The sequence below is a fragment of the Streptomyces sp. PA03-5A genome (assembly GCF_033792725.1).
In the GTDB taxonomy this organism is placed as follows: Bacteria; Actinomycetota; Actinomycetes; order Streptomycetales; family Streptomycetaceae; genus Actinacidiphila.
This window is the reverse complement of record NZ_JARAVL010000002.1, coordinates 229,147-254,548: the sequence shown is the minus strand read 5'-3', so window position 1 is coordinate 254,548 and position 25,402 is coordinate 229,147. Positions and strand designations below refer to the sequence as shown.

Annotated in this window: 24 protein-coding genes; 13 read left to right on the top strand and 11 right to left on the bottom strand. The window is 73.4% G+C overall.

What is annotated here, in order from left to right:
- Positions 1 to 63: 63 nt before the first annotated feature.
- The 4 genes from PV410_RS03750 to PV410_RS03735 all read right to left on the bottom strand — a co-directional run bounded on the left by PV410_RS03750 (position 64) and on the right by PV410_RS03735 (position 4,813).
- A complete protein-coding gene (locus PV410_RS03750) occupies positions 64 to 1,284 on the bottom strand; it encodes an MFS transporter (protein ID WP_500322273.1) in 1,221 nt (406 codons plus the stop codon).
- A gap of 94 nt (positions 1,285 to 1,378) precedes the next feature.
- Positions 1,379 to 2,299: an endonuclease/exonuclease/phosphatase family protein gene (locus PV410_RS03745; protein WP_500322401.1), complete on the bottom strand. Its 921-nt coding sequence runs from the start codon at positions 2,297 to 2,299 to the stop codon at positions 1,379 to 1,381.
- Positions 2,300 to 2,567: 268 nt separating this feature from the next.
- Complete coding sequence (locus PV410_RS03740; protein ID WP_500322271.1) at positions 2,568 to 3,212, bottom strand: TetR/AcrR family transcriptional regulator; 645 nt, start codon at positions 3,210 to 3,212, stop codon at positions 2,568 to 2,570.
- Positions 3,209 to 4,813 (bottom strand): DHA2 family efflux MFS transporter permease subunit, encoded by a 1,605-nt coding sequence (locus PV410_RS03735; protein WP_500322270.1) that lies wholly within the window; start codon positions 4,811 to 4,813, stop codon positions 3,209 to 3,211. The genes PV410_RS03740 and PV410_RS03735 overlap by 4 nt, the downstream gene beginning before the upstream one ends.
- Before the next feature lie 170 nt (positions 4,814 to 4,983).
- On the opposite strand from PV410_RS03735, the gene panB reads away from it, so the two are divergent.
- The 7 genes from panB to PV410_RS03700 all read left to right on the top strand — a co-directional run bounded on the left by panB (position 4,984) and on the right by PV410_RS03700 (position 10,943).
- Positions 4,984 to 5,865: a 3-methyl-2-oxobutanoate hydroxymethyltransferase gene (panB, locus tag PV410_RS03730; protein WP_431961130.1), complete on the top strand. Its 882-nt coding sequence runs from the start codon at positions 4,984 to 4,986 to the stop codon at positions 5,863 to 5,865.
- A gap of 201 nt (positions 5,866 to 6,066) precedes the next feature.
- Positions 6,067 to 6,612: a hypothetical protein gene (locus tag PV410_RS03725; protein WP_500322269.1), complete on the top strand. Its 546-nt coding sequence runs from the start codon at positions 6,067 to 6,069 to the stop codon at positions 6,610 to 6,612.
- Positions 6,612 to 7,205, top strand: a complete 594-nt coding sequence (locus tag PV410_RS03720; protein WP_089221762.1) for a sigma-70 family RNA polymerase sigma factor — start codon at positions 6,612 to 6,614, stop codon at positions 7,203 to 7,205. The genes PV410_RS03725 and PV410_RS03720 overlap by 1 nt, the downstream gene beginning before the upstream one ends.
- Positions 7,202 to 7,915, top strand: coding sequence for an anti-sigma factor family protein (locus tag PV410_RS03715; RefSeq protein ID WP_500322268.1), 714 nt, complete (start codon positions 7,202 to 7,204; stop codon positions 7,913 to 7,915). Before PV410_RS03720 ends, PV410_RS03715 begins: the two co-directional genes overlap by 4 nt.
- 163 nt (positions 7,916 to 8,078) lie before the next feature.
- Positions 8,079 to 9,059, top strand: a complete 981-nt coding sequence (locus PV410_RS03710) for an ATP-binding cassette domain-containing protein (RefSeq protein WP_500322266.1) — start codon at positions 8,079 to 8,081, stop codon at positions 9,057 to 9,059.
- Positions 9,056 to 9,877 (top strand): ABC transporter permease, encoded by an 822-nt coding sequence (locus PV410_RS03705; RefSeq protein ID WP_500322265.1) that lies wholly within the window; start codon positions 9,056 to 9,058, stop codon positions 9,875 to 9,877. Before PV410_RS03710 ends, PV410_RS03705 begins: the two co-directional genes overlap by 4 nt.
- Before the next feature lie 10 nt (positions 9,878 to 9,887).
- The gene (locus tag PV410_RS03700) at positions 9,888 to 10,943 is read left to right on the top strand and encodes a PHP domain-containing protein (protein ID WP_500322263.1); all 1,056 of its coding nucleotides are present in this window, start codon (positions 9,888 to 9,890) and stop codon (positions 10,941 to 10,943) included.
- Here the strand turns inward: PV410_RS03700 and PV410_RS03695 are convergent.
- From PV410_RS03695 to ligD, 3 genes are all read right to left on the bottom strand, one after another.
- Positions 10,934 to 12,484 (bottom strand): M48 family metallopeptidase, encoded by a 1,551-nt coding sequence (locus tag PV410_RS03695; protein ID WP_500322261.1) that lies wholly within the window; start codon positions 12,482 to 12,484, stop codon positions 10,934 to 10,936. The genes PV410_RS03700 and PV410_RS03695 overlap by 10 nt on opposite strands.
- Before the next feature lie 133 nt (positions 12,485 to 12,617).
- A complete protein-coding gene (locus PV410_RS03690) occupies positions 12,618 to 13,493 on the bottom strand; it encodes an ATP-dependent DNA ligase (RefSeq protein WP_500322260.1) in 876 nt (291 codons plus the stop codon).
- A gap of 13 nt (positions 13,494 to 13,506) precedes the next feature.
- The gene (gene ligD / locus PV410_RS03685; protein ID WP_500322259.1) at positions 13,507 to 14,406 is read right to left on the bottom strand and encodes a non-homologous end-joining DNA ligase; all 900 of its coding nucleotides are present in this window, start codon (positions 14,404 to 14,406) and stop codon (positions 13,507 to 13,509) included.
- Between the two features lie 41 nt (positions 14,407 to 14,447).
- Here ligD and ku point away from each other — a divergent pair, with 41 nt between their 5' ends.
- Positions 14,448 to 15,347 carry a non-homologous end joining protein Ku gene (gene ku / locus PV410_RS03680; protein ID WP_500322258.1) on the top strand — a complete coding sequence of 300 codons (900 nt, stop codon included), beginning with the start codon at positions 14,448 to 14,450 and terminating at the stop codon, positions 15,345 to 15,347.
- Positions 15,348 to 15,354: 7 nt separating this feature from the next.
- Here ku and PV410_RS03675 read toward each other — a convergent pair whose 3' ends face one another.
- Both PV410_RS03675 and PV410_RS03670 read right to left on the bottom strand, forming a co-directional pair.
- Positions 15,355 to 18,702, bottom strand: a complete 3,348-nt coding sequence (locus PV410_RS03675; RefSeq protein WP_500322257.1) for an ATP-binding protein — start codon at positions 18,700 to 18,702, stop codon at positions 15,355 to 15,357.
- 191 nt (positions 18,703 to 18,893) lie between these two features.
- Positions 18,894 to 19,412 carry a hypothetical protein gene (locus tag PV410_RS03670; protein WP_500322256.1) on the bottom strand — a complete coding sequence of 173 codons (519 nt, stop codon included), beginning with the start codon at positions 19,410 to 19,412 and terminating at the stop codon, positions 18,894 to 18,896.
- Positions 19,413 to 19,680: 268 nt separating this feature from the next.
- Here PV410_RS03670 and PV410_RS03665 point away from each other — a divergent pair, with 268 nt between their 5' ends.
- On the top strand, positions 19,681 to 20,472 hold the full coding sequence (locus PV410_RS03665; protein WP_500322255.1) for a site-2 protease family protein: 792 nt from the start codon (positions 19,681 to 19,683) through the stop codon (positions 20,470 to 20,472).
- Here PV410_RS03665 and PV410_RS03660 read toward each other — a convergent pair.
- On the bottom strand, positions 20,462 to 20,656 hold the full coding sequence (locus PV410_RS03660) for a hypothetical protein (RefSeq protein ID WP_499511543.1): 195 nt from the start codon (positions 20,654 to 20,656) through the stop codon (positions 20,462 to 20,464). The genes PV410_RS03665 and PV410_RS03660 overlap by 11 nt on opposite strands.
- A gap of 62 nt (positions 20,657 to 20,718) precedes the next feature.
- On the bottom strand, positions 20,719 to 21,435 hold the full coding sequence (npdG, locus tag PV410_RS03655; RefSeq protein WP_500322253.1) for an NADPH-dependent F420 reductase: 717 nt from the start codon (positions 21,433 to 21,435) through the stop codon (positions 20,719 to 20,721).
- Positions 21,436 to 21,711: 276 nt separating this feature from the next.
- Here npdG and PV410_RS03650 point away from each other — a divergent pair, with 276 nt between their 5' ends.
- From PV410_RS03650 to PV410_RS03635, 4 genes are all read left to right on the top strand, one after another.
- On the top strand, positions 21,712 to 22,395 hold the full coding sequence (locus tag PV410_RS03650; protein WP_500322252.1) for a FadR/GntR family transcriptional regulator: 684 nt from the start codon (positions 21,712 to 21,714) through the stop codon (positions 22,393 to 22,395).
- A 66-nt stretch (positions 22,396 to 22,461) separates the two neighbouring features.
- Positions 22,462 to 23,055 (top strand): hypothetical protein, encoded by a 594-nt coding sequence (locus PV410_RS03645; protein ID WP_500322250.1) that lies wholly within the window; start codon positions 22,462 to 22,464, stop codon positions 23,053 to 23,055.
- Positions 23,056 to 23,065: 10 nt separating this feature from the next.
- Positions 23,066 to 24,025 carry a dihydrodipicolinate synthase family protein gene (locus tag PV410_RS03640; RefSeq protein WP_500322249.1) on the top strand — a complete coding sequence of 320 codons (960 nt, stop codon included), beginning with the start codon at positions 23,066 to 23,068 and terminating at the stop codon, positions 24,023 to 24,025.
- Between the two features lie 84 nt (positions 24,026 to 24,109).
- Positions 24,110 to 25,384 carry an MFS transporter gene (locus tag PV410_RS03635; RefSeq protein WP_500322247.1) on the top strand — a complete coding sequence of 425 codons (1,275 nt, stop codon included), beginning with the start codon at positions 24,110 to 24,112 and terminating at the stop codon, positions 25,382 to 25,384.
- Positions 25,385 to 25,402 lie beyond the last annotated feature (18 nt).

The following is a 25,402-nucleotide window of genomic DNA, read 5'->3' as shown; positions in this document are numbered from 1 at the left end:
GGAGGGCGGGGGAGAAACCCCAACCGCAACCACAACGGCGCCGCACACGAGGCACGGGCCAGGTCAGCGCACGCGCTCCCGCACCGCGGGCGGCTGCCCGGACACGACGACCCGGGACAAAGAGGACCCCGCATCGGAGCCCGCGCGCCGCTCCCACAGGCCCGCGACCGTCGCGATCGCGAGCCCCGTGACCGCCAGCACCGCGCCCGCCACCGCCGGGGCGGTGTAGCCGAGGCCGTGCGCGAGGACGACCCCGCCGAGCCAGGCACCGCCCGCGTTGGCCAGGTTGAACGCGGCCTGGTTCGCGGAGGAGGCCAGCGCGGGGGCGTGCCGGGCCTTCTCCATGACGAGCATCATCATGGGCGACCCCGTCGCGAACGCCGCGATCCCGAGCAGGACGACCGTGAGCGCCGCGCTCCAGCGGGCGTGCGCGGCGACCGTGAACAGCAGCAGGACGACCGCGAGCGCGCCGAGCCCGCCGAGCAGCGCGGGCCGCAGGGCGCGGTCGGCGAGGCGGCCGCCGAGGAGGTTGCCGATCGTCGCGCCGACGCCGAAGAGGGCGAGCACCAGCGTGACGCTGCTCTCCCCGAACCCGGCGACCTGCGTGAGCATCGGCGTGACGTAGCTGTAGACCGCGAAGACCGCGGCGAAACCGAAGATCGTGGTGCCCAGCGCCAGCCAGACCTGCCCGCTGCGGAAGGCCGACAGTTCCCGGCGCAGGCCGCCGCCCGGGGCGAGGGGGATGCGGGGCACGAGAAGGGCGATGCCGGCGATGGCGGCGAGGCCGATGATGCCGACGGCGAGGAAGGTGGCGCGCCAGCCGAGGTGCTGGCCGAGGAGGGTCGCGGCGGGGACGCCGACGATGTTCGCGACGGTGAGCCCGGCGATCATCAGGGAGACGGCGCGGGCCTTGCGCGCGGGGTCGACCATGCCCGCGGCGACGACCGCGCCGACGCCGAAGAAGGCGCCGTGCGGGAGTCCGGACAGCACGCGCCCGGCGAGCAGCCAGCCGAAGCCCGGGGCGAGGGCGGAGAGCGTGTTGCCGACGGTGAACAGGGCCATGAGGGACAGGAGGAGGGCCTTGCGCGGCATCCGCGTGGTGACCGCGGCCAGGAGCGGGGCGCCGATGACGACCCCGAGGGCGTAGCCGGAGACGAGGTAGCCGGCGGTCGGGATGGAGGTCTGCAGGTCGTCCGCGACGTCGGGCAGCAGGCCCATGATCACGAACTCCGTCGTACCGATGCCGAATGCGCTGATCGCCAGTGCGAGCAGGGCGAGAGGCATGACAGGCCTTTCCGGGGCAGGGTCGGGAGCAGTTATTAGTTTAACTGCGGAACAAAGTCTGCCCGGCCCGTTCTTCCCGTGGGCGAAGAACTCGTTACGGGAGTGCTACCTTCGCCGCCACCGGGCGGTGGTCGCTGCCCGTCGCGGGCAGCACCCAGGAGGCGGTCGGCTCCAGGCCCCTGACGAGGATCTGGTCGATGCGGGCGGTCGGGAAGCCGGCCGGCCAGCTGAAGCCGAAGCCGTCGCCCGCGGCGCCCTGCGTGGACCGCATCTGGGAGGTGATGTTGGCGAGCGCGCGGTCGTTCATCGTGCCGTTGAGGTCGCCCATGAGGATGACGTCGGGCAGCTTCTCGTCCGCGACGGCCTCGCCGAGCGCGTCGGCGCTGCGGTCGCGCTCGCCGGCGGTGAAGCCCGCGTTGAACTTGACCCGCACCGAGGGCAGGTGCGCGACGTAGACCGCGACCTTCCCGTGCGGCGTGGTGGCGGTGGCGCGCAGGGCGCGGGTCCAGCCGAGCCGGATGTCCACCGGCCGCACCTGGCCGAGGGGGTACCTGCTCCACAGCCCGACGGTGCCCAGCACGGCGCTGTACGGGTAGCGGGCCTTGAGCCCGGACTTGTAGACGGAGACCTTCCCGGCGGGGATCTCCTCCAGCGCGACGAGGTCGGCACCGGAGCCGATGAGGTCCTGCGCGGTGCGGGCGGGGTCGGGGTTGTCGGCGTTGACGTTGTGGGTCAGCACGGTGAGGTCGCCCCCACCGGCGTCCTTGTCCGTGAGGAGCCCGCCGAAGAAGTGCAGCCACACCACGATCGGCAGCAGGACGGCGATCAGCGCGGTCGCCGAGCGCCGCAGCACGCCGACCACCAGCAGCACCGGGAGCGCGAGCCCGAGCCAGGGCAGGAAGGTCTCCAGCAGGCTGCCCAGGTTGCCGATCCGGTTGGGCACCGCGCCGTGAAAGGCCATCACCACGGCGATGGCGAGGGCCAGTACGGCCGTGACGATCCCCCGCCGCCACATGCGGTCGCCGAAGGACCAGAACCGCCGGAAGCGTCCGAAACGTCCGTTCGCACCCGAACCCTGCGGCCTGGTACCGCCGTCGGTGGTCACGTCCGCGTCGTACGCCTGAGCCATGGGGGGAGTCCTCACTGTCTTGCCAGGTGCTCAGTCGACCATAGGCGATCGACGCCCGGAGGACGGGACTCGCCGGGCGACAGGTTCCCCCGCCGCCCGGCGAAAGGGCACCCTGTGACAGAATCAGGACATTCCCCCTTGTTCCCCCAGGCGTTCAGCGCCCGGCGCGGACGCCCTGCAGCACCGAGTCGACGATCAGCTCCGACAGCCCCTCCGGCAGTGCCGCGTCCGGCCGCAGCATCGAACGCGACAGCATGGGGCCGATGAAGAGGTCCCCGAGGAGTTCCGGGTCGATGTCGTCGCGGAGTTCGCCGCTGCGGATGCCCCGGCCCAGGACCTCGCGGACCTGGGCGCGCCGGGCCGCGATGACGGTGTCGTGGTAGGCGGCCCACAGTTCCGGCTCGTTCTGCACCTGGGCGAGGACGTTGCGCAGCAGGGCGGAGGAGCGCTTGACCAGGGCCCTGCGCCGTATGAATTCGACGCAGGTGACCAGGTCGTCGCGGACCGAGCGGCCGGCGAGCCGCGGGGTCTGCTCGTCGACGGACTTCATGACGTCGAGCATCAGCGCGTTCTTGCCCGCCCAGCGCCGGTAGACGGTGGCCTTGCCGACGCCGGCGGCGCGGGCGATGCGCTCCATCGACAGCTCCCCGATCGTGGCGCCCTCCTCCAGCATGCTGAGGACGGCCTCGATGATCGCGGTGTCGGCGGCGGCGCTGCGCGGACGGCCGCGCGGGAGGCGCCCGGCGGGCCCGGGGACCGTGTCGCCGCCGGGTTCCGTCACCGCCCGGGTGCCGGTCACCGCTCCGCCCCCACCGGGCTGACCTCGCGTTCCTCTCCGCCAGCGGGACGCCCCCCGGCGGTCTTGCCGGGCAGGAAGACCACGACGACGAGCATGCCGAGCAGCGCGACACCGCTCGCGACGTAGGCGGTGACGTGCATGGCGTCGAGGAAGGCGTCGGTGGCCGGGGCGAGCAGCGCCTTGCCCGCGGGACCCATGCTCTCGGCCACGGCGCGCGTGGCCTCGATGGACTCGCCGGCCCGGTGCTGCACGTCGGCGGGGAGGCCCGTCAGGTGGTCCGCGATGCCGTCACGGTAGACCGTCGACATCAGCGAGCCCAGCACCGCAACGCCGAGCGCGCCGCCGACCTGCCGGAAGGTGTTGTTGACGGCGGAGCCGGAGCCGGCCTTCTCGCGCGGCAGGGAGGACATGATGGCGACGGTCGCGGGCGGCATCACGTGGGCCATGGCCGTGCCCATGAGGAAGAACAGCACCTCCAGCTGCCAGATCGGGGTGTCGGCGTCGAGCAGCTGGAAGCCGAGGAAGCTGAGCGCTATCAGCGCGAGCCCGGCGGCGCAGGTGAGGCGGGCGCCGATCCGGTCGACGACCAGCCGGGCACGGGGCGCGAAGACGAGCTGGGCGACGGCGAGCGGGAGCAGCAGCAGGCCGGAGTCCAGGGCGCTGTAGCCGCGCACGCTCTGGGTGTAGAAGACCATGAAGAAGGTCACGCCCATGAGCGCGAAGAAGACCAGGCCGATCGCGGAGACCGAGGCCGAGAAGGTCGGGTTGCGGAAGTAGGAGACGTCGAAGGCGGGGTGGCTGCTGCGGGCCTCGTGCCAGACGAAGGCGCCGAGGACCACGAGGCCGCCGATGATGGCCGCCAGGGGCGTGGGGGCGGTGAAGTCGGCGAGCTGGCCGCCCTTGATGATGCCGTACACCAGCAGCACCAGGCCGACGATGGACAGCAGCACGCCGACGGGGTCGAGGCGGCCCGGCCGTGGGTCGCGGGAGTCGGGGACGATGAGCACCATCGCGACCAGGGCGACGGCGATGATCGGCACGTTCACCAGGAAGACCGAGCCCCACCAGAAGTGGTCGAGGAGCAGTCCGCCGGTGACCGGGCCGATGGCTATCGCCAGGCCCACCGCACCGGTCCAGATGCCGATCGCCTTGGGCTGCTCCTCGCGCTCGAAGACGTTGATGATGATGGCGAGCGTCGCGGGCATCACGAAGGCGCCGCCGAAGCCCATGACCGCGCGGAAGGTGATCAGCTCGCCGGAGGACCCGGCGAAGGCCGAGAGCACCGATCCGACGCCGAAGACGGCCATGCCGAACAGGAGCACCTTCTTGCGGCCGAGGCGGTCGCCGAGCAGGCCCGCGGTGAACAGCAGACCGGCGAAGACCAGTGTGTAGGAGTTGATCGCCCACTCCAGCTGGCTCTGGGTGGCACCCAGGCCGGTCGGGGCGGGCTCGGCGATGGTCTTCATCGCGACGTTGAGGATCGAGTTGTCCAGGACCACCACGAGGAGGCTGAACAGCAGGACGGTCAGGATCCCCCAGCGGCGGCGGTGGACCGCCTCCGGGACGCTGGGGCTCTGCGGCTGGGCTGTGTCGGCGGGCATGCCGTCAACGTAGACCCGATTTCCGATACGGGACCGTCTCGTATTGTAAAACCTCGGCAAAAGGGGCAGTGACGGACGCCCCCCTTTGCGCGGACGGCGGCGCGTGTCAGCATGGAATCGGTCCGGGGACGCCGTCAGGGCGCCTCGAGATGACACAAGGAGCAGTTGCAATGACGCATGCCGTTCCGGCTGCCCAGACGCCCGCCCAGCCCGCTCCCGACAGCAGCAAGGCGCTGTACGGCGGCAAGGGGACACGGCGGATCACCGTCCGGGACATCGCCGCCGCCAAGGAGCGCGGCGAGAAGTGGCCCATGCTCACCGCCTACGACGCCATGACCGCCTCGGTCTTCGACGAGGCCGGCATCCCCGTGCTGCTGGTCGGCGACTCGATGGGCAACTGTCACCTCGGCTACGAGAGCACCGTCCCGGTCACGCTGGACGAGATGACGATGCTGTCCGCGGCCGTGGTGCGCGGCACCAAGCGCGCGATGGTCATCGGCGACCTGCCGTTCGGCTCGTACCAGGAGGGTCCGACGCAGGCGCTGCGCAGCGCGACCCGGCTGGTCAAGGAGGCCGGGGTGGGCGCCGTGAAGCTGGAGGGCGGCGAGCGCTCCGCCCAGCAGATCGACCTGCTCGTCCAGGCCGGCATCCCCGTGATGGCCCACATCGGCCTCACCCCGCAGTCGGTCAACGCCTTCGGTGGCTACCCGGTCCAGGGCCGCGGCGAGGAGGCCGCCCAGCAGCTGCTGCGCGACGCCAAGGCCGTGCAGAACGCCGGCGCCTTCGCAGTCGTGCTGGAGCTGGTCCCGGCCGAGCTGGCCGCGGAGGTCACCCGGATCCTGCACATCCCGACGGTCGGCATCGGCGCGGGCGTGGAGTGCGACGCCCAGGTGCTGGTCTGGACGGACTTCGCCGGGATGACCGGCGGCCGGGTGCCGCGCTTCGTCAAGCAGTACGCGGCGCTGCGCGAGACCCTCGGCGGTGCGGCCAAGGCCTTCGCCGAGGACGTCGTGGGCGGTGCCTACCCGGCTCCGGAGCACAGCTTCCACTGACCCTCGGACGACCTGTCGCGGCGCCACGCGCGACTTCCCCCTGAGGCGGTGCGACCCACCGCCGGCTTCCGCCCCGGGCACCCCCTCCCCGGGGCGGAAGTTTTTTCTGAGGACGTTGAGTACACCGGCCCTCACCCCCGTATGAGTGGGCAACCGCCCACCAGGGGCGGAGCACCGACGAGAAGTGCCGGGGGCCGTGGCATGAACGTTCCGAAGTTGCGCCGATCGGTGGGGGCGGGGGCATTCGCCTCCGCCGCGCTGATCGTCGCCACCGCCTGCAACGCGGGCGTCGACAATGCCAGTCCCCCGGTGGGCGCGATCCAGGCGTCGCAGCCCGCACCGGCGCCCGGCCTCCGGACCGTCGACAACGCCCAGCTCGGCAAGCTGGTCACCGACGAGAAGGGCTGGGTGCTGTACCGCTTCGAGCAGGACAAGCCCAACCCGCCGACCTCGAACTGCACCGGCGAGTGCGCGACCCAGTGGCTGCCGGCCGCCGCGGTCTCGGACACCCAGGTGCAGGGCGTGGACCAGAACCTGGTCGGCAGCGTGAAGCGCCCCGACGGCACGATGCAGCTCACGCTCAACGGAATGCCGCTCTACCACTTCGCGGGCGACAAGAACCCGGGCGACACCAAGGGCCAGGGCGCGAACCGCACCTGGTACGCGGCCACCCCGGACGGCGAGAAGGCCGGGGCGCCCGCGCAGCCGAAGAGCGCCTCCTCCGAGAACGGGTCAGACGGGTACTGATGGGACAGCAGGCATTGAGAGGACTCGACCCCCAGCGATCAGTAGGGCAGGATGCGCTCGTGGCCGACCATCGCTCAGGTGGGGTCCCCGAAGAGGACCTCATGCGGGCGCTCTACCGCGAACACGCGGGTGCGCTCTTCGCATACGTTCTTCGGCTGGTCGGCGGTGACCGCTACCTGGCCGAGGACGTCGTGCAGGAGACCCTGCTGCGCGCGTGGAAGAGCGCGTCCCGGCTCGACCCGGGCGCCCGTTCCCTGCGGCCCTGGTTGGTGACGGTCGCCCGGCGGATCGTGATCGACGGCCACCGCAGCCGTCAGGCACGGCCCCCGGAGGCCTCCCCGGCCGCCCTCGACCAACTCCCGGCCGAGGACGAACTCGAACGCTCCCTGAGGCTGATGACGATCTCCGACGCACTGGATGATCTCACCGAGGCCCACCGCCAGGTGCTGATCGAAACGTACTTCAAGGGCCGGACGGTCAACGAGGCCGCGGCGGCGCTGGGGGTACCGCCCGGCACCGTGCGCTCACGCGTCTTCTACGCCCTCCGCTCCCTGAAAATCGCTCTTGAGGAAAGGGGTGTGACCACCTCGTGACGGTCTACGGTTACGGCTCCGGGGCAGGTACCCCCCACGACCCGCACGTCGACGTCGGGGCGTACGTCCTCGGCGTGCTCGACGACGCCGACATGGCGCGCTTCGAGGAACATCTCGCCATCTGCCACCAGTGCGGACAGCAGCTCGACGAGCTGAGCGGCCTCGTGCCGGTACTCGCCGAACTCGCTCCCGCCGGCGCCGGAGTGCCCCTCCCGCCCAGTGGCGACAAGGTGCTCGGACGTCTGCTCGGCAAGGTGTCGGACGACCGCAAGACCCGCGCCCGGCGCAGGATGTTCGCGCTCGCCGCCTCGGTGGCGCTGATCGTGGCGGGCCCCACCGTCGCGGTGCTCGCCTCCGGCGGCGGCTCCGACGACGCCCAGGCCAGGGTCTACGCGGAGCAGTTCAAGGGCACCGACAACTCCACGGGCGTCAAGGCGACGGTCGGTGTCAACGAGAAGAAGTGGGGCAGCGAGGTCGGCCTCACCCTCGCCGGGGTCCAGGGCCCGCTGACCTGCCGCCTGGTCGTCGTCGGCAAGGACGGCTCCCAGCAGACGGTCGGCACCTGGAGCGTCCCGACGGCCGGCTACGGCACCTCCGACCAGCCCAACCCGCTCACGCTGGACGGGTCGGCGGGGATGCAGCCGGACTCCATCTCACGGTTCGACGTCGTCACGTCCCAGGGGCAGCGGCTGGTGTCGGTCACCACGTAGGCACTGAAGGGCCGATGCCCGAGGGGGGACGCGAGGTGCGCGTCCCCCCTCGGGCGTTCTCCGGTGGCGTCGCGTCGGCGGCCGGGGGCGCGTCGGCACCGTGTCGGTGAGGCTGTCAGCGATATGTCGGCGCCGTGTCGGTGAGGCGCGCGACCGTGGCGGCATGACACAACGAGATGCCAAGAGCGCGGACGCCGCCGTCAGGGTGCGGGGGCTCGTGAAGCGCTACGGGGAGACGAAGGCCCTCGACGGGGTGGACCTGGACGTGCGGCAGGGGACCGTGCTCGGCGTGCTGGGGCCGAACGGCGCCGGGAAGACGACGTTGGTGCGGATCCTGTCCACGCTGATCCGGCCGGACGCCGGCACGGCGATGGTGGCCGGTTACGACGTGGTGGCGCAGCCCCGGCAGCTGCGCCGGGTGATCGGGCTGACCGGGCAGTACGCGTCGGTCGACGAGTCCCTGTCGGGCCGCGAGAACCTCTACATGATCGGCAGGCTGCTGGACCTGTCCCGGCGGGACGCGCGGAGCAGGGCGGACGAGCTGCTGGAGCGGTTCTCGCTGACGGACGCCGCCCGCAAGCCCGCCAAGGAGTACTCCGGCGGCATGCGCCGCCGCCTGGACCTGGCGGCGTCGATGATCGGCCGCCCGGCGGTGCTGTACCTGGACGAGCCGACCACCGGCCTGGACCCCCGCACCCGCAACGAGGTGTGGGACGAGGTGCAGAACATGGTCGCGGACGGCTCGACCGTGCTGCTGACCACGCAGTACATGGAGGAGGCCGAGAAGCTCGCGCACGAGCTGACGGTCATCGACCGCGGCCGGGTGATCGCCGGCGGCCGGGTCGAGGAACTGAAGGCGAAGGTCGGCGGCCGGACCCTGCAGGTGAGGCCGGTGGACCCCGGGGAGCTGGACGCGATGGCGACGGCGCTCGGCACGGGGACGCAGGCCGTGCCGGACCACGCGGGCGGGGTGCTCAACGTGCCCATCCTCAGCGACGAGCAGCTGACGGACGTCGTGGCCGCGCTCGGCGCGCACGGCTTCGCCATCGCCGGCATCGACACCCATCTGCCCAGCCTGGACGAGGTGTTCCTGGCCGTCACGCGCGGCAGCGGCACCCGGGACCGAGAGGAGCTCGCGGCATGACCGCCGTCACCGTCCCCGCGGGGAACACCAAGGCCGCCACCGCCGATCCGCGGATCGGGCTGCGCGCCAACCTCCGGCACATCGGCGCCCTCGTGCGGCGCAACGTCCTGCAGATCCGGCAGGACCCGGAGTCGATGTTCGACGCGCTGCTGATGCCGATCGTCTTCACGCTGCTGTTCGTGTACGTCTTCGGCGGCGCGCTCGAGGGCAGCCAGGAGAAGTACGTCAACTACATGGTGCCCGGCCTGATGGCCATGATGGGCATGAACATCGCCATGGCCGTCGGCACGGGCGTCAACTCGGACTTCAAGACCGGGGTGATGGACCGCTTCCGCACGATGCCCATCGCCCGCTCCTCCGTGCTGATCGCGAAGATCGTGGTGGAGATCGGCCGGGCGCTGGTCGCCACGGTGATCCTCCTCGTGATGGGCTTCATCCTCGGACTGCACGTGGACAACGGTGTGTTCGGGCTGGTGGGCGCGGTGGTGCTGTCGCTGACCTTCGGGGCCTCGCTGATGTGGGTCTTCATCCTCCTGGGTCTGGTCGCCCGGACCCCCCAGTCCGTCCAGGGACTCGCCATGATCGTCGTCCTGCCGCTGCAGTTCGGGAGCTCGATCTTCGCCAAGCCCACGACCATGCCGGGCTGGCTGGAGGCCTTCACCCGCTACAACCCGCTGTCCAACCTCGCCGACGCCTCCCGCAACCTGATCAACGGCGGTGCGGTCGCGCACTCGGCGATGATGACGCTGATGTGGGCCGTGGGCATCACGGTGATCAGTGCGCCGCTGGCGGTGGCGAGGTTCCGCAACAAGACCTGATCCTGGAGGCATGGACCCCGTCGAGGCGCTGGACCGGATCGCCTTCCTGCTGGAGCGGGACGGCGCCCCGACGTACCGGGTCCGTGCCTTCCGCGGGGCCTCCGCCGCGGTCTCCGCGATGCCGCCGGAGGAACTCCGGCGGCGCGCGGAACGGCCGGGTGGCCTGGAGGAGGTCAAGGGGCTCGGCCCGAAGACCGCCGCCGTCGTCCGGGAGGCGCTCGCGGGCCACCGGCCCGCCTACCTGACCCGGCTGGCGGAGGGAGCCGCGGACGCGGTCAACCGGCCGGAGGGCGACGCGGGGCGGCGGATGCGGGCCGCGCTGCGCGGCGACTGCCATCTGCACTCGGACTGGTCCGACGGCGGCAGCCCGATCGAGACGATGGCCCGCACCGCGATGGAGCTGGGCCACGAGTGGGCGGCGCTCACCGACCACTCCCCGCGGCTGACCGTCGCCCGGGGGCTCACCGCCGAGCGGCTGCGCGCCCAGCTGGAGGTGGTGGCCGAGGTCGGCGCCCGTCTCCCCGGCTCCTTCCGGCTGCTGACCGGCATCGAATGCGACATCCTCGCGGACGGCGCCCTCGACCAGAACGCGGAGCTGCTGGACCGGCTGGACGTCGTCGTCGCGTCCGTCCACTCCAAGCTGCGGATGGACCGGGACGAGATGACCCGGCGGATGATCTCCGCGATCAGCAATCCGCTGGTGGACGTGCTGGGGCACTGCACGGGACGGCTGGTGGCCGGCAAGCTGCGCCCGGAGTCGGAGTTCGACGCGGACCTGGTCTTCGCCGCCTGCGAGCGCTTCGGGGTGGCCGTGGAGATCAACAGCCGCCCGGACCGGCTCGACCCGCCGCGGCGGCTGCTGCGCAAGGCCGTGGAGGCCGGGGTCCTCTTCAGCATCGACAGCGATGCCCACGCCCCCGGCCAGCTGGACTGGCAGATCCACGGCTGTGCCCGCGCCGAGGAGTGCGGCGTCCCTCCGCAGCGGGTGGTGAACACCTGGGACGCGGACACCCTGCTGCGCTGGACCCGCACCCGTGAGGTGCCGGCCGCAACGTCTCAGGTCTGAGCCGGTGCCCGGTCCACGGGCAGCCCGAGGAGTTCCCGCAGGCCCGAGCTGTCCGGTTCCGCTCCGTCCTGCGGGGACACGGCCGCGTCCACGGCACGGTCCAGGGCGGCGTGGACGCCCTCGTCGAACTCCAGGTGCCTGCCGCGTTCCCAGTCCAGTTCCCAGCGGGCCCGGCCGTCCTCGACCAGGGCCGCCAGCGCCAGGGAGTACAGCCCGTCCGCGGCATCGGCGCGGGCACGCGCCCGCAGGGAGTCGTCGAGGAGCATGTGGCCCCCGTGGCCGGGGCGCGGCATGCAGTCGACGACCTCCGGCCAGCGCCCGGCGTCGAGGGCGTCCAGCAGCATCCCGAGGTCCGCGGGGGTGCGCAGGACGGCGCGGGCGGCCCGGAGCACCGGCGTCGTCTCGGCGCCGAGCTCCGCCGTCCCCACCTCGGCGGCCAGGTCCCGCCAGGGCAGCTGCCGCAGCCCGGCGGCCCCGGGGAGCGCCAGCACGGTGCGGGCACCGGTTGCCACGGGATCCCCGAGCAGGCCGGCGCCCGCCGGTGACGGCTCGCCGGGGACGGTCCCGGCGGCGTCCTCGGGCAGCGCCTCGATCGCCGCGACCCGCTCGCGCATCGGGGGGTGCGAGTCGTAGGGCGAGGTCTTCTCCCGGGGCGGGTCGGCGATCAGCCGCCGCTCCTCCTCCCGCCAGGTGCCGCTGTCCAGGAACGCGCCGAAGCCGGGGTGCACCTCCTCGGCCGGAGGGAGCAGACCGAGCGCGGTACCGATGCCGGCGTACTCCCGGACGTAGCGGGTGTGCGCGGCGTCGAGCAGGGGGATGCGCCGCAGGGCGGCGGCGGTGGTGTCCCGTCCGGCGATCCGCGCGGCGGCGCGGTCCGCGGCCAGTTCCCCGAGGCGTGCCTGGGCCTGCGTCGTCCGCAGGCAGAAGCGGGCGTAGCCGGCGAACATCGAGCCCATCGCGTGGCCGATGCCGTTGCCGTCCTCGGCGTAGCGCTCCAGGACCCGCATCAGGCCCGCGCGGTTGCGGGCGGCCAGCCCCGCCAGGAGGGTGTCGCGCCGGGCGAAGTGGCCGAGTTCGTGGGCGATGACCGCGTCGATCTGGCGTTCCGTCAGCCCCGTCAGGTACGGGATGCCGAGCACCATCCGCCGGCGCCCGGCGACCAGGCCGAGCACCCAGGAGCTCTGCCAGACGGCCGCCATCGGCTCCGCCACGAGCCAGAGCTCGACGGGGGCCACCGTCTCCATGGCCTCGGCCACCCGGCGCACACGCGCCCACAGCTCCGGTTGCTCGTCCGCGGTCACCCGCACCCCGGCCGGCCGGTGACGGTTGACGCCGCGGACGGAGGCGAACAGGCCCGACACCAGCGGTGAGGCGAAGGCGACGCTGATGCCCAGGAACAGGAAGGTCACGTAGCCCTGTCGCAGCGCGACGTCGGTGAGGACGACGTCCGCGGCGACGATCGACGCGAGCAGGCCGACGGCCATGACGTAGAAGCCGAGCAGCAGCACGAGCAGCCGGACGGCCTGGAGGAACGCACGCATGCCGGAAGGGGTCTCCTGGGAGCCGAAGGGGGAGTCGCCCCGCGACGGCCGAGCGGCGACGCGCCATGGTATTCCCGCACCGACCACTGCTCAACGGCCTTTCCGGGGTGGGGTGGTGCGCTCCTCCCCGCGGTCAGGCGTCGGGCCGCAGGCGGAGCACCGTGGTGAGGGCGTGGCGGCCCTCGCCCTGGAGGATCTCGACGGGGAGCGGTGCGGGGAGGGGGCGGTAGGGGGTGCCGTCGTCGAGGGTCGCGCCGGGCGGGGGCGGCGGGGGGGCGAGGAGCGCGGCGAGCTGGGTGCGGAGGGGGGCGTCCAGGGGCGCGGTGGCGAAGGGGCCGTCGCCGAGGTCGAGGACGAGGGCGCGGGGGGCGCGGGGGGTGCCGGTGAAGCCGATGGCCTCGGCGTCCTGCGGGACGGCGTGGCGGAGCTTGAGCCAGTCGCGGCGGTCGGGGCGGTAGCGCTGACCGCGGCCCTTGACGACGAGGCCCTCGATGCCGGCCGGGGCGAGCGAGGCGTACCAGTGGACGGCCTCGTCGCGGTCGGTCGTCATGGGCACGGCCTGCAGCGGCGGCCCGAGCGGTTCCAGCAGCGCGACGAGGGCCGCGCGGCGTTCGTGGTACGGCCGGCCGCGCAGGTCGGTACCGGCGGTGGCGAGCAGGTCGAAGGCCGCGTAGTTGGCGGGGAGGTCGGTACGGCGGCGCGACCCGCGCAGGGCGCGGCGCTGGAGGGCGCCGAAGTCGACGCGGCCGTCCCGCCAGATGACGACCTCGCCGTCGAGGACGGTGCCGGCTGGCAGGGCCCCGGCGGCTTCCGCGATCTCGGGGAAGGTGGGGGTCACGAGCCGGCCGGAACGGGTCTGCAGGCGTACGGGGTCGGTGAGCACGACCATGCGGTGGCCGTCGAACTTCGGCTCGTAGGCGCAGCCGCCGGGGAGGGCGTCGGCCGCGGGTACGGTGTCGACGCGGCGGGCGAGGGCGACGCGCACGGGGAGCGGGAGGGGATCGGTCACGAGGGGGCGCCCGTCACGGCAGGGTGCCGCGGCCGGCGGGGTCGTCCAGGGCGGCCAGCGGGTCGCCGTGGTCGGCGGTGCGCTGCAGGACCTCCTCCGGGGTGAAGGCGAGGTCCTCCGCCTTCCGGCAGGAGGCGACCTCGTCCCAGGTGAGGGGCGCGGCGACGCCGGGGCGGTCGCGCAGCCGCAGGGTGTAGGGGCAGGCGGTGGTCTTCGCGGAGGCGTTCTGGGACCAGTCGATGAAGACCTTCCCGGCGCGCAGGCTGCGCGTCATGGAGAACACGACGAGGCCGGGGTGCTCGTCGCGCATGCGGGCGGCGAGTGCCTTGGCGTAGCCCGTGGCGGCTGCCTCGGTGGCGGGTCGCAGCGGCGCGTAGAGGTGGAGCCCCTTGCTGCCGGAGGTCACGGGGAAGGAGACGAGCCCGTCGTCCTCCATCATCTGCCGCAGGCGTTCGGCGACCCGGCAGCACAGGACGAGGTCGGCGCCCTCGCCGGGGTCGAGGTCGAGGACGAGGCGGTCGTGGGCGTCGCGTCCGCCCGCCACGGTCCACTGCGGGACGTGCACCTCCCAGGCGCCGAGGTTGGCCATGGTGACCAGGGCCGGGGTGGAGTCGACGACGATGTGCGGCTCGTCGGCCTCCCCGGCGGTGGTCACCCAGTCGGGCGTGCCACTGGGCGGGCGTTTGGCGAACCAGCGCTGGGCGTGCGGGCCCTCGGGGGCGCGGACGAAGGAGGCGAGGCGACCGGCGGCGTGCGGCACCAGCACCGGGGCGACACGGGCGTAGTACTGCAGCAGCTGTGCCTTGGTGTGACCGGTGACCGGGAAGACGACCTTGTCCAGGTGGGTGAGGACCACACGGCGGCCGTCCACCTCGACCGTCTGCCGGTCGGGCGAGGCTGACGGGGCGGGCATAGTCTGGAAAGTCCCCGGAAAGGGACGAAAGTATGCGATCCATGTGGAAAGGTGCGATCGGCTTCGGGCTGGTCTCCATTCCGGTCAAGCTCTACGCGGCCACCGAGGAGCACGGCGTCTCCCTGCACCAGGTGCACGCCGAGGACGGCGGCCGCATCCGCATGAAGCGGTACTGCGAGAAGGAGGGCAAGGAGGTCCCCTACGCGGAGATCGCCAAGGGGTACGAGGACGAGACCGGCCGCACGGTGGTGCTCACCGACGAGGACCTGGCCGCCCTCCCCCTGCCCAGCAAGAAGCTGATCGACGTGCTCGCCTTCGTCGACGCCGACGAGATCGACCCGCTGTCCCTGTCGCGGGCCTACTACGTCGGCGCGGAGACCGCCGCCGCCAAGCCGTACGTCCTGCTCCGCGAGGCCCTGAGCAGCAGCGGCAAGGCCGCCGTCACCAAGATCGCGCTGCGCACCCGCGAGTCCTTGGCGCTGCTGCGCGTCCACCAGGACGTGCTGGTCCTGCACACGATGTACTGGCCCGACGAGCTCCGCGCCGCGGAGGGGCTGGCGCCGCCGGAGAAGGTCACCGTGCGGCCGCAGGAGCTGAAGATGGCGCAGAGCCTGATGGACACCCTTTCCGAGGACTTCGACCTGGAGTCGATGCACGACGAGTACCAGCACGCGCTGGACGAGCTCGTCGCCGCCCGGCTGGAGGGCGAACCCGTCCCCGAGATGGCCGAGGTCGCCGCCGCCCCCGACAACGTGGTGGACCTGATGGCCGCGCTCCAGGCCAGCATCGACGCCCGCGGCGGGGAGAAGGCCGGAGCGAAGAAGACCGCCTCCGGCAAGGCCCCGGCGAAGAAGGCGGCCGCCGGGAAGGCCCCCGCGAAGAAGGCGGCGGCCAAGAAGACCGCGGCGAAGAAGACGACGCCCCGCAAGAAGGCGGGTTGAGGACGCGTCAGACGGGCTCGCGCAGCAGCTCGACCGCCTCGGGGAAGGTGAGCCCCCGGCCCTCGCGGTAGGCCGCCGCGAAGTCCTCCTCGCCCAGGTGCCCGCGCAGCCGCACCGCGTCCTCGTCCATGCTCGTCCGCTCCCACGGGGTGCAGGCGGTCTGCCGCAGCGCGTCGTGCGCGCCCAGCACCACCGCGGCGCGGCGCGCGGGGCCGCGGACGTCGTCGCCGCTGCGCAGCCCGGCGATCCCGGTGAAGAGCGCGACGCCCGGCGGGAAGAGCAGCACGCCCATGCGCGGCCCGATGACCGGGCTGAGCGGATGCCCCTCCATGTAGGCGACGGACTCCGCGAGATGGCGCAGCCCCCCGTACGGGTCGCCCGCCATGCCGGTGAGCCAGCCGCGGATGGCGGCGAGCAGTCCGACGATGAACGAGGGCATGCCGCGCGGCGGGTCGGCCTGCATGGCGTCGAGCAGCGCGAAGGCCTCGTCCAGTTCACCGCGCCGGGCGAGCAGGGCGATGAGCAGCACCCTGCCGTAGTAGCCCGCGTCGTCGCCCACCGGCCGGAAGGACGCGGCCTCGGCGACTCCCGCGCGGATCAGCCGTTCCCCCTCCTCCAGGTCGCCGGCGTTGGCGAGGGCGTCGCCGAGGCGGACCATCATGATCGGCACGTGCTGGTACGCGCCGAGCTTGCGGGCGAGTTCGATGGCCAGGCGGCAGCTGTCCGCGGCACGCGCCCAGTCGCCGGCGTTGGCGCTCGCCTCGGCCTCCGCCGCCAGCGCCTCGGCCATGCCCCAGTCGTCGCCGACCCGGCCGAACAGCTCCCTGGCCTCGCGGATGTCGTCCATGGAGGCGTCGAGCCGGCCCTCCACGTCGTTCATCACCTTGGCGCGGAACTGCAGCGCGAACGCCAGCTCCCACACCCGGCCGTGCAGCCGGCAGCTCTCCACCGTGCCGTCGATGAGCTCGGGCATGCGGTCGAAGCGACCGGTCAGCATCGCGCCGAGCACGCGGAACAGCCCGGGACGCATGCTGGCCTGCGGCAGCTCCGGCGGGTAGGCCTCGATGATCGCCTCGCCCAGCCCGACCAGCCTCGGATCGTTCCACACGTCGTGCTCGCCCATGTACGCCAGCACCTCGCCGGTGCGCACCCAGCGCCGCGCCTCGGTGAGTTGCCGCGGCGTCATCGGCAGCGGGTCCTCCAGCGGCCCGCGGTCCAGCGGCGGGAGCCGCAGCGGCTCGGCGAAGGCGTCCACCGGGCTCATCGCGGCCACCACGGCCGGCCAGTGGCCGATCTCGCTGCGATAGTTGCGCATCTCCCAGAACCAGCTGCAGGCCAGCACCAGGCAGAGCGCCTCCTGCTCGTCCCCGGTGTCCACCGCCCGGCGGATCGCCGCCCGCAGGTTCTCGTGCTCGCGCTCCAGCCGGTCCAGCCAGAGCAGTTGGCGCGGCCCGCGCAGCTCGGGGTCGGCGGTGCGCACGTACTCGCGGAAGTACGTGGTGTGGCGGCGCCCCACGGTGTCGCGCTCACCGGCCTCGTCGAGGCGTTCGGCCGCGTACTCGCCGATCGTCTCCAGCATCCGGTAGCGCGCGCCGTCCTCGGCGAGGTCGGCGACGACCAGCGACTTGTCGACGAGCGAGGCCAGGACGGAGGCGACGTCACGGGCGTCCACGTCGCCGCCGTCCTCGCCGCACACCGCCTCGGCGGCGGCCAGGTCCCAGCCGCCGGCGAACACGGCGAAGCGTCGCAGCACGGTCCGTTCGGCCTCGCTGAGCAGGCCCCAGCTCCAGTCGACGACCGCGCGCAGCGTCTGCTGCCGGGGCAGCACGGTGCGGCTGCCCGCGGTGAGGATGCGGAAGCGGTCGTCGAGCCGGTCCGCGAGCTGGCGGGGCGTCATCATCCGGAGCCGGGCCGCGGCCAGTTCGATGGCGAGCGGCAGTCCGTCGAGCCTGCGGCACAGCTCAGCGCAGGCCTCCGGGTCCTCGTCCGGGGTGAAGCCGGGGCGGGCCGCCGCGCCGCGGTCGGCGAGCAGCCGCAGGGCGGGGGTCTGCGGCAGCGGGTCCAGCGGCCGGATCAGCTCGCCGGGCACGCCGAGCGGTTCGCGGCTGGTGGCCAGCACCGCCACACCGGGGCAGTGCGCGAGCAGCCGCTCCGCGAGCTCCGCGGCGGCGCCGATCACGTGCTCGCAGTTGTCCAGGACCAGCAGCATGCGGCGCTCCGCGCAGTACTCGGTGAGCTGCAGCAGCGGGTCCTTGGCCGCGGCCCCCTTCGCCTCTGCGGCCAGCGCCGCCTCGGTCGCCGAGGCCGCGTGCAGCAGCGTCTCGCGCAGGCCCAGCGCGTTCACCACGGCGACGGCCACGGTGCGCGGGTCCTCCACGGGAGCCAGTTCCGCGAACCAGACGCCGTCCGGCCAGCGCCCGGCGACCAGGTCGCCGGCCTCCTGCGACAGGCGGGTCTTGCCGGTGCCGCCGGGGCCCGTGACGGTGACCAGCCGCGCCACCGCCAGATCCGCGGCGATCGCGGACAGGTCCGCCTCGCGGCCGACGAAACTGGTCAGCCGGGCGCGCGCGTTGCCGAGCCGCGCCGGGCTCCCTGAGGGTGGCGCCGATGCGGCGTCCCTGGCGGGGGCGGGGACGGAAGGATTCAGCAGCTCGGCGTGGAGGGCGCGCAGCTCCGGGCCCGGATCGGTGCCCAGCGTGTCGGCGAGCTCGCGCCGCACCTCCTCGTACGCCACCAGCGCGTCGGCGCCCCGGCCCGCCTCGCGCAGCGCACGCAGCCGCAGCACCTGCACCGCCTCGTTCAGCGGATGGGCCACCGCCAGCTCCACCGCCTCCGGCAGCACCTGCTCGGCGCGGCCGAGCGCCACCTCGGCGGTGATCCGCAGCCGCCGGGCGTCCAGCCGCAACGCGTCGTAGCGGGGCGCGACGGACCCACGGTCCGGAAGGTCGGCGAGCACCGGGCCGCGCCACAGCGCCAACGCGGAGTCCAGCGCCTCGGCGGCCTTGGCGGCGTCGCCGTCGGCGAGCGCCCGGCCGCCGTCCTCCACGAGCCGCTCGAAGCGGTACAGGTCCACGGCGTCCGGCGCGGCGACCAGGCGGTAGCCGCCGTCCACCGAGCCCACGGCCTCATGACCCACGGCCCGGCGCAACCGGGCGACCAGGGCCTGCAACGCCCCGGTCGCGTCGGCGGGTGGTTCGCCCTCCCACACCTCGTCGATCAGCGCCTCGGTGGTCCGCACCCGCCCGGGGCGCAGCGCCAGCGCGGCGAGCAGCGCCCTCAGCCGCGTACCGGCCAGCGGCACGACGGTGCCGTCGCCGCGGTGAGCCTGGGTCGTCCCGAGAATGCCGTAACGCACGCCCCCATTCTGTCCGAGCGGCGACCGAGTCCGCCCCCGGGTTGTGATTGCGGCCCGTTGTCGTGTGCGGGTTGTTTGCGCCTGCGGGCGGCTGCGCCGGGCTGCCCGGCGGTTGTGTGCGGCTTGGTTGCGCCTGCGGCGGGGGAGAAACCCCAACCGCAACCACAACGGCGCCGCAGACGAAGAACCGGTCACATACCTTCGCACGCGTCCGCCCGGAACTCCCCCATCGACGTCGTGGCGTTGCCATCCCCGTCGGTGCCCGGCTCCCCCATGCCCTTGAACCAGCGGACCTGACCGGGCTCGAGCCCGGCGAACTGTGCCGCCGTGAACCTCACGTGCGCCGTCGACCAAGAGGCGTCCCGGGTCCAGCCGTACAGGCTGTACGTACGGTGCGGTGGGAAGGGGGCGGACGCCGGCACCTCTGCGCTCCAGCCCCTGCCGCCGCTCTCCAGCGACCACACCGTGAACCCCGTGGCCGGCTTGCCGCGGCTCCACCTGCCGAGGCGAGCCGAGGCGTCATCCGCGTCGGAGTCGTACAGCGTGGCCCCGTCGATGTGGTCGTGGCAGACCACTATCACACCCAACGGCCTGCCGTCCTCGCTCACGGCGATACCGGTGGTACCCGCCACCGGCACGGTGCACCCGGTCAGCGTGCCGCACACGGCGATGCCGAGCAGCGCCGGCACGGCGAACCTCTTCCACGTCATGGCTCCCCCGTCCTGACCCCGTCCTCGGGCCCCCCGGCCCCGGACGACTTCAGGGTGCGCCCACCGTGACCCCAGCGGCGACGGAGCGGGTGCGATCGATGACGTATCGCAACGCGGTCGCGACCCGGGCGTCGCCGACGGGCCGCAGGAACGTCCGGCGTCGCCGGGGCGTTATCCCGCCGTGGGTGTGCCCGGCGGCGGCCGGATGGCATGATCGGGCGGCCAGCACCACGACCGATGCCGCACCGCCTCCGCAGGAGCCCGCACGATGACCACCGCAGCAACCCGCAGTGAACGGCAGATCAGCCCGATCTTCCTGGGCCTGGCCGCGATCATGGCCGTGTCGGGCTGGGCGGTGTGGACGGACTTCTCCACCAGCACCGGCTTCGCCGTGTTCCTGTTCGTCGTGTCCGGCTGGATCGTCTCCCTGTGCCTGCACGAGTACGCGCACGCCCGTACCGCGCTGCACGGCGGCGACATCTCGATAGGGGCCAAGGGCTACCTGACCCTGAACCCGCTGAAGTACACGCACGCGCTGCTGAGCATCGTGCTGCCGGTGATCTTCGTGATCCTGGGTGGCATCGGCCTGCCCGGCGGCGCCGTCTTCATCGAGCGGGGCAGGATCCGCGGCCGCTGGAAGCACAGCCTCATCTCGGCCGCGGGCCCGCTGACCAACGTGCTGTTCGCGATCGCCCTGATGCTGCCCTTCACCTTCGGCGTCGTCTCTCTGGACCAGGCCCACGCGCCCTTCGCGTCCGCGCTGGCGTTCCTGGCGATGCTGCAGGTCACGGCGGCGATCCTGAACCTGCTGCCGGTGCCGGGCCTGGACGGCTACGGCGTGATCGAGCCCTGGCTGTCGTACCGGACGCGGCGCCAGCTGGAGCCGTTCGGGCAGTTCGGACTGCTGGCCGTCTTCGGTGTGCTGTGGATCCCCGAGGTCAACTCCGCGTTCTTCGGCTTCGTCGACTCGGTGATGGCGCTCTTCGGGATCCCGGACTGGCTGTCGAGCCTGGGCTACGCCTTCTTCCAGTTCTGGAAGGGCGACCCGTTCAGCCAGTGATCCGCTGCTCGGCGGACTCCCGCTCGGCCTTCGCCTTGCGCAGGTAGTACCAGCACATGTTGCTGGTGAGACCCGCGATCAGGATCCAGAAGACACCGAGCCAGCTGCCCTCCACGAAGGACACGACGGCGGCGGCCACGGCGAGCGCGCACAGGACGAGCGCGTAGAGGGCGAGGCGGGGCATGGGGGGCGGCTCCTGTCGGGTCGGTCGCGAACCCGCCCATTGTCCCCCATGCCCCCGCGGGCCTAGACGTCGGTCAGGCGCAGACCGGCGTGGGCCTTGTAGCGGCGGTTGACCGAGATCAGGTTGGCGACCAGCGCCTCCACCTGGTGCGCGTTCCGCAGCCGGCCGGCGAAGACGCCGCGGATGCCGGGGATGCGCGCGGCCAGGGCCTGGACCAGGTCGGTGTCGGCACGGCTGTCGCCCAGCACGAGGACGTCGGTGTCGATCGAGTCGATCTCCGGGTCCTCGAGCGTCACCGCGGACAGGTGGTGGAAGGCGGCGGTGACGCGGGACTCCGGCAGCAGCGCGGCGGCCTGCTCGGCGGCGCTGCCCTCCTCCGGCTTCAGGGCGTAGGCGCCCTGCTTGTCGAAGCCCAGCGGGTTGACGCAGTCGACGACGAGCTTGCCGGCGAGTTCGCCGCGCAGCGCCTGGAGGGTCTCGCCGTGGCCCTCCCACGGCACGGCGACGATGACGACGTCGCTGCGGCGGGCGGTCTCCGCGTTGTCGGCGCCCTGCACCCCGAGGCCGAGCCGGTCGGCCGTGGCCTGGGCGCGGTCCGCGGCGCGCGAGCCGATGACCACCTGCTGGCCGGCCTTGGCGAGCCGGTACGCCAGGCCGCGGCCCTGGGGGCCGGTGCCGCCGAGGACGCCGACGACGAGGCCGGACACGTCCGGCAGCTCCCAGGGGTCCTTCGCCGGGGCCTTGGGGGCGGGGGTCTCATTGCCACTGTCAACAGTCATACCGCGATCCTGCCAGGTGGGGGCGGTGCATGGCCCGCGCAGGCGTTGTGACGCGTCCCGCTCCGCCCCGCGTCGCGGCCGCTCCGCGGTGCGTGAGAGCCCCCGTACACGCCGGTATTGGCTCGGGGGACGACGGATGTGAGGTATGACATCGGTGTTGCCTCCCGATGCGCGGCCGCGGGGTGGACGCTGGACGTCCCTTGTCCCGTGCGGGCCGCACGGGACAGCTGACGGAACGTCAAAAGTGCACGACAGCACAGGGAAAGGCGGCCGCCCGTGACCAGAACCGTCGGCAGGAGCCGCGGCCCGAGGCTCCAGGACCGCATCATCGAGCTGATCCACGAGCAGCGGCTCGCCCCCGGCGCCACCCTGCCGACCGAGCCGCAGTTGATGGACCTGCTCGGTGCGAGCCGCAACAGCGTGCGCGAGGCGGTGCGCGCGCTGCAGGCGCTCGGCATCGTGGAGATCCGGCACGGCACGGGGACGTTCGTCGGAGAGGCGCCGCTGCGGGTGCTGATGCCCTCGCTCACCTTCCACCTGCGGTCCCGGGTGCGCGCCCTCGCCGACCTCGTCGCGGTGCGCGAGCTGCTCGAGGTCGGCCTGATAGGCGAGGTCGCCGGGACGATACCGGCGCAGCGGCTGGACGAACTCGACGCGCTCGCCGGCCGGATGGTCGACGACCCCGACGCGGACCGGGCCTTCCACGCGCTGCTCTACGCCTCCTGCGGCAACGAGCTCGTGCTGCAGCTCGTCGACCTGTTCCGGAGCGCCTACCACGAGGTCGGCGCCGCCCTGGCGCCCGCCGACGACCCGGTCGAGCGCGTCGTCGCCAACCACCGCGCCGTCGTCGGCGCGCTGCGCACCGGGGACGCGGGCGCGGCCAGGGCCGCCATGCGGCGGCACTTCACGGACGTACGGGAGCGGGTGTCCAGGGCCCTGCCCGCGGGCGGCGCGGACTGACCCCGTTCGGGTGAGCACGGCGCGAAGCGGGGCCGGGCCGGTGCGTGGTCCGCGAGGATGCGGTGCATGGATGCCGTACGGGTCGAGGTCGTCCGTGAACTGCTGTCCGGGAGCGAGTGGCCGGAGCTGACCCGGTCCTTCGCCGGCTCCCTGCGCGGGTCCGTCCGCCGGGGGCCCGCGGGCGGGCTGCTGCTGGTCGGCAGCGGGGAGTACGAGCCCTGGCACATGGCGGCCCATCTGGACGACGAGGCCGCCTGGAGCGGGCTGCCGGAGCTGTCGCCGACGCTGGTGCGGCACCGCGTGCCGCCGGGCGCGCCTGCGCACCTCGCGGTCGGGACGGCCCGCCTGGAGGCGGCGCGCAGGGGCGAGACGGTGCTGGTGGTCACCCCCGAGCGGGCCGAGGCCGGGCTGCTGGAGCGCGTGGAGGACGCGCGGCGCTCCGGCGCGACGGTGCTGGCGATGGACGCGGGCGACCCGGAGCTGCGCGGGCTGGCGCACGAGGCGCTGACCGTGCCGCCGGAGCCCTCCGAGGTCGGCATGGACGTGCTGCAGCACCTGGTCAGCGCGGCGGCCGGACGCCGGGTGCGGCTGCGGGACCGGCTGCCCCGACTCGCGCGGCTCGCCGAGCAGTTGGTGTCGCCACCGCCCGCGAGCTGGTAGGAAGCGGTCCATGACCGCAACCGGGACCGATCCGCTCCGCCCGCTGCGCGGGGTCGTACCACCTCTGTGCACCCCGCTCACGGAGACGGGAGACGTGGACACCGAGGGCCTGCGCGCCCTGGTCGGGCATGTGCTCTCCGCCGGAGTGCACGGGGTCTTCGCCCTGGGGTCCAGCGGCGAGACGGCCTTCCTCACCGACGCCCAGCGGCGCACCGCGCTCACCGCGGTCGTGGAGGCCGTCGGGGGCCGGGTGCCCGTGCTCGCCGGCGTCGTCGACATGACCACCCGGCGTGTCCTGGAGCACGCGCGGGCCGCCGTCGCTGCGGGCGCCGACGCCCTGGTGGCGACCGCGCCCTTCTACGCGGCGACGCATCCGGTGGAGATCGCCGACCACTTCCGGCGGGTGCGGGACGGGGCGGGCGGGCTGCCCCTGTTCGCGTACGACATCCCCTCGGCGGTGCACACCAAGCTGCCCGCCGCGACCGTGCTGGCCCTCGCGGAGGAGGGCACCCTGGCCGGCCTGAAGGACAGCAGCGGCGCCGACGGCCCCATGCGCCGGCTGCTCACCGAGTTGCGCCGCCGCGGCCTGGACTCCCACTTCGCGCTGCTCACCGGGTCCGAACTCGCGGTGGACGGCGCCCTCCTGGCGGGCGCGCACGGCGTCGTCCCCGGCCTCGGCAACGTGGATCCGCACGGCTACGTACGGCTCCACGCGCACGCCGTCGCGGGACGCTGGCGCGAGGCCGCGGCGGAGCAGGACCGGCTCGCGCGGCTCTACGCCATCGTGGACACGGGGGCGGACTCCGCCGCGATGGGCGCGAGTTCCTCGGCGCTGGGTGCCTTCAAGGCGGCGCTGCGGCTGCGCGGCGTCATCGGCTGCGCGGCCACGGCGCCCCCGCAGGTCCCGCTGGACGACACCGCCGTCGCGGTGGTCCGGCAGCGGCTGGCGGCCGCGGGGCTGATGCGCTGACCGGGCCGCCGGTGCCCCGCCCGTGCCCGGCGGAGGGAGAAACCCGGTTGCGCCGGGAGGCCAGCGCGCGGAGCATGCGTCCTCGTGTCCAGACTCCTTCCCGACCTCGCACCGTGGCGGACCTCGCGCGACTTCCGCCTGATGTGGTGCGCGGGCCTGATCACGACCTTCGGCAGCTTCCTGACCTTCGTGGCCGTCCCGGTCCAGGTCAAGGAGCTGACCGGCTCCACCCTCGCGGTCGGCGCCCTCGGCGCCGTCGAACTGGTGCCGCTCATCGTCTGCGGCCTCTACGGCGGGGCGCTCGCGGACGCCCTGGACCGGCGCAAGCTCATCCTGTGGACGGAGGCGGCCCTCGGGGTGCTGTCGGCCGTGCTGCTGGTCAACGCCCTGCTGCCGCGGCCGGTGCTCTGGCCGTTGTACGTGGTCGCCGCGCTGACCAGCGCGCTGGGCGGGCTCCAGCGGCCGGCCCTGGACGCGATCGTGCAGCGCATCGTCCCGCACGGGCAACTGACCGCCGCCGCCTCGCTGAACGCGCTGCGCTGGCAGATCGGCGCGATCGCGGCGCCCTCCCTGGCGGGTGTGCTGATCGCGTACGCGGGCCTGCGGTGGGCGTACGCCGTCGACGCCCTCACCTTCGCCCTCTCGGTCGTCCTCGGCCTCGGGCTGCGGCCCTCACCGCCCTCGCACGACGCGAAGCGCCCCTCGCTGCGCTCGATCGCGGAGGGGGCGCGCTACGCCTGGAGCCGTAAGGAACTGCTGGGCACCTACGTGGTGGACATCGCGGCGACCGGTCTGGCGTTCCCGATCGCCGTGTTCCCCTTCATGGCGGACGACCTGGGCGCGCCCTGGTCGCTGGGCCTGATGTACGCGGCCCTGCCGGCGGGTGCGCTGCTGATGAGCCTCACCGGCGGCTGGTCCTCCCGGGTGCACCGGCACGGGCGGGCGATCGTGCTGGCCGCGGCAGGCTTCGGTCTGTGCATGGCGGCGGCGGGCTGGTCCCGCAACGTATGGCTGGTGCTGGCCTTCCTGGCGCTGGCGGGTGCGTTCGACATGGTCAGCGGGGTGTTCCGGGCCACGATCTGGAACCAGACCATCCCCGACGCGCTGCGCGGCCGGCTGGCCGGCATCGAACTGCTCTCCTTCACCATCGGCCCCCAGTTCGGCCAGGTGCGGGCCGGTGGCTCGGCCGCGCTGCTGGGCCTGCGCACCTCGGTGTGGACCGGCGGGCTGGCGTGCGTGGCGGCGGTCGGGGCGCTGGCCGCCTGCCTGCCGACGCTGATGGCGTACGACGCCCGGACCAACGAGCACGCCGTGGGCATGCGGAAGGCGGCGGAGGACACGGTGTCCTCCGCCGCCTGACCCGTGGGGGGCGGGGTC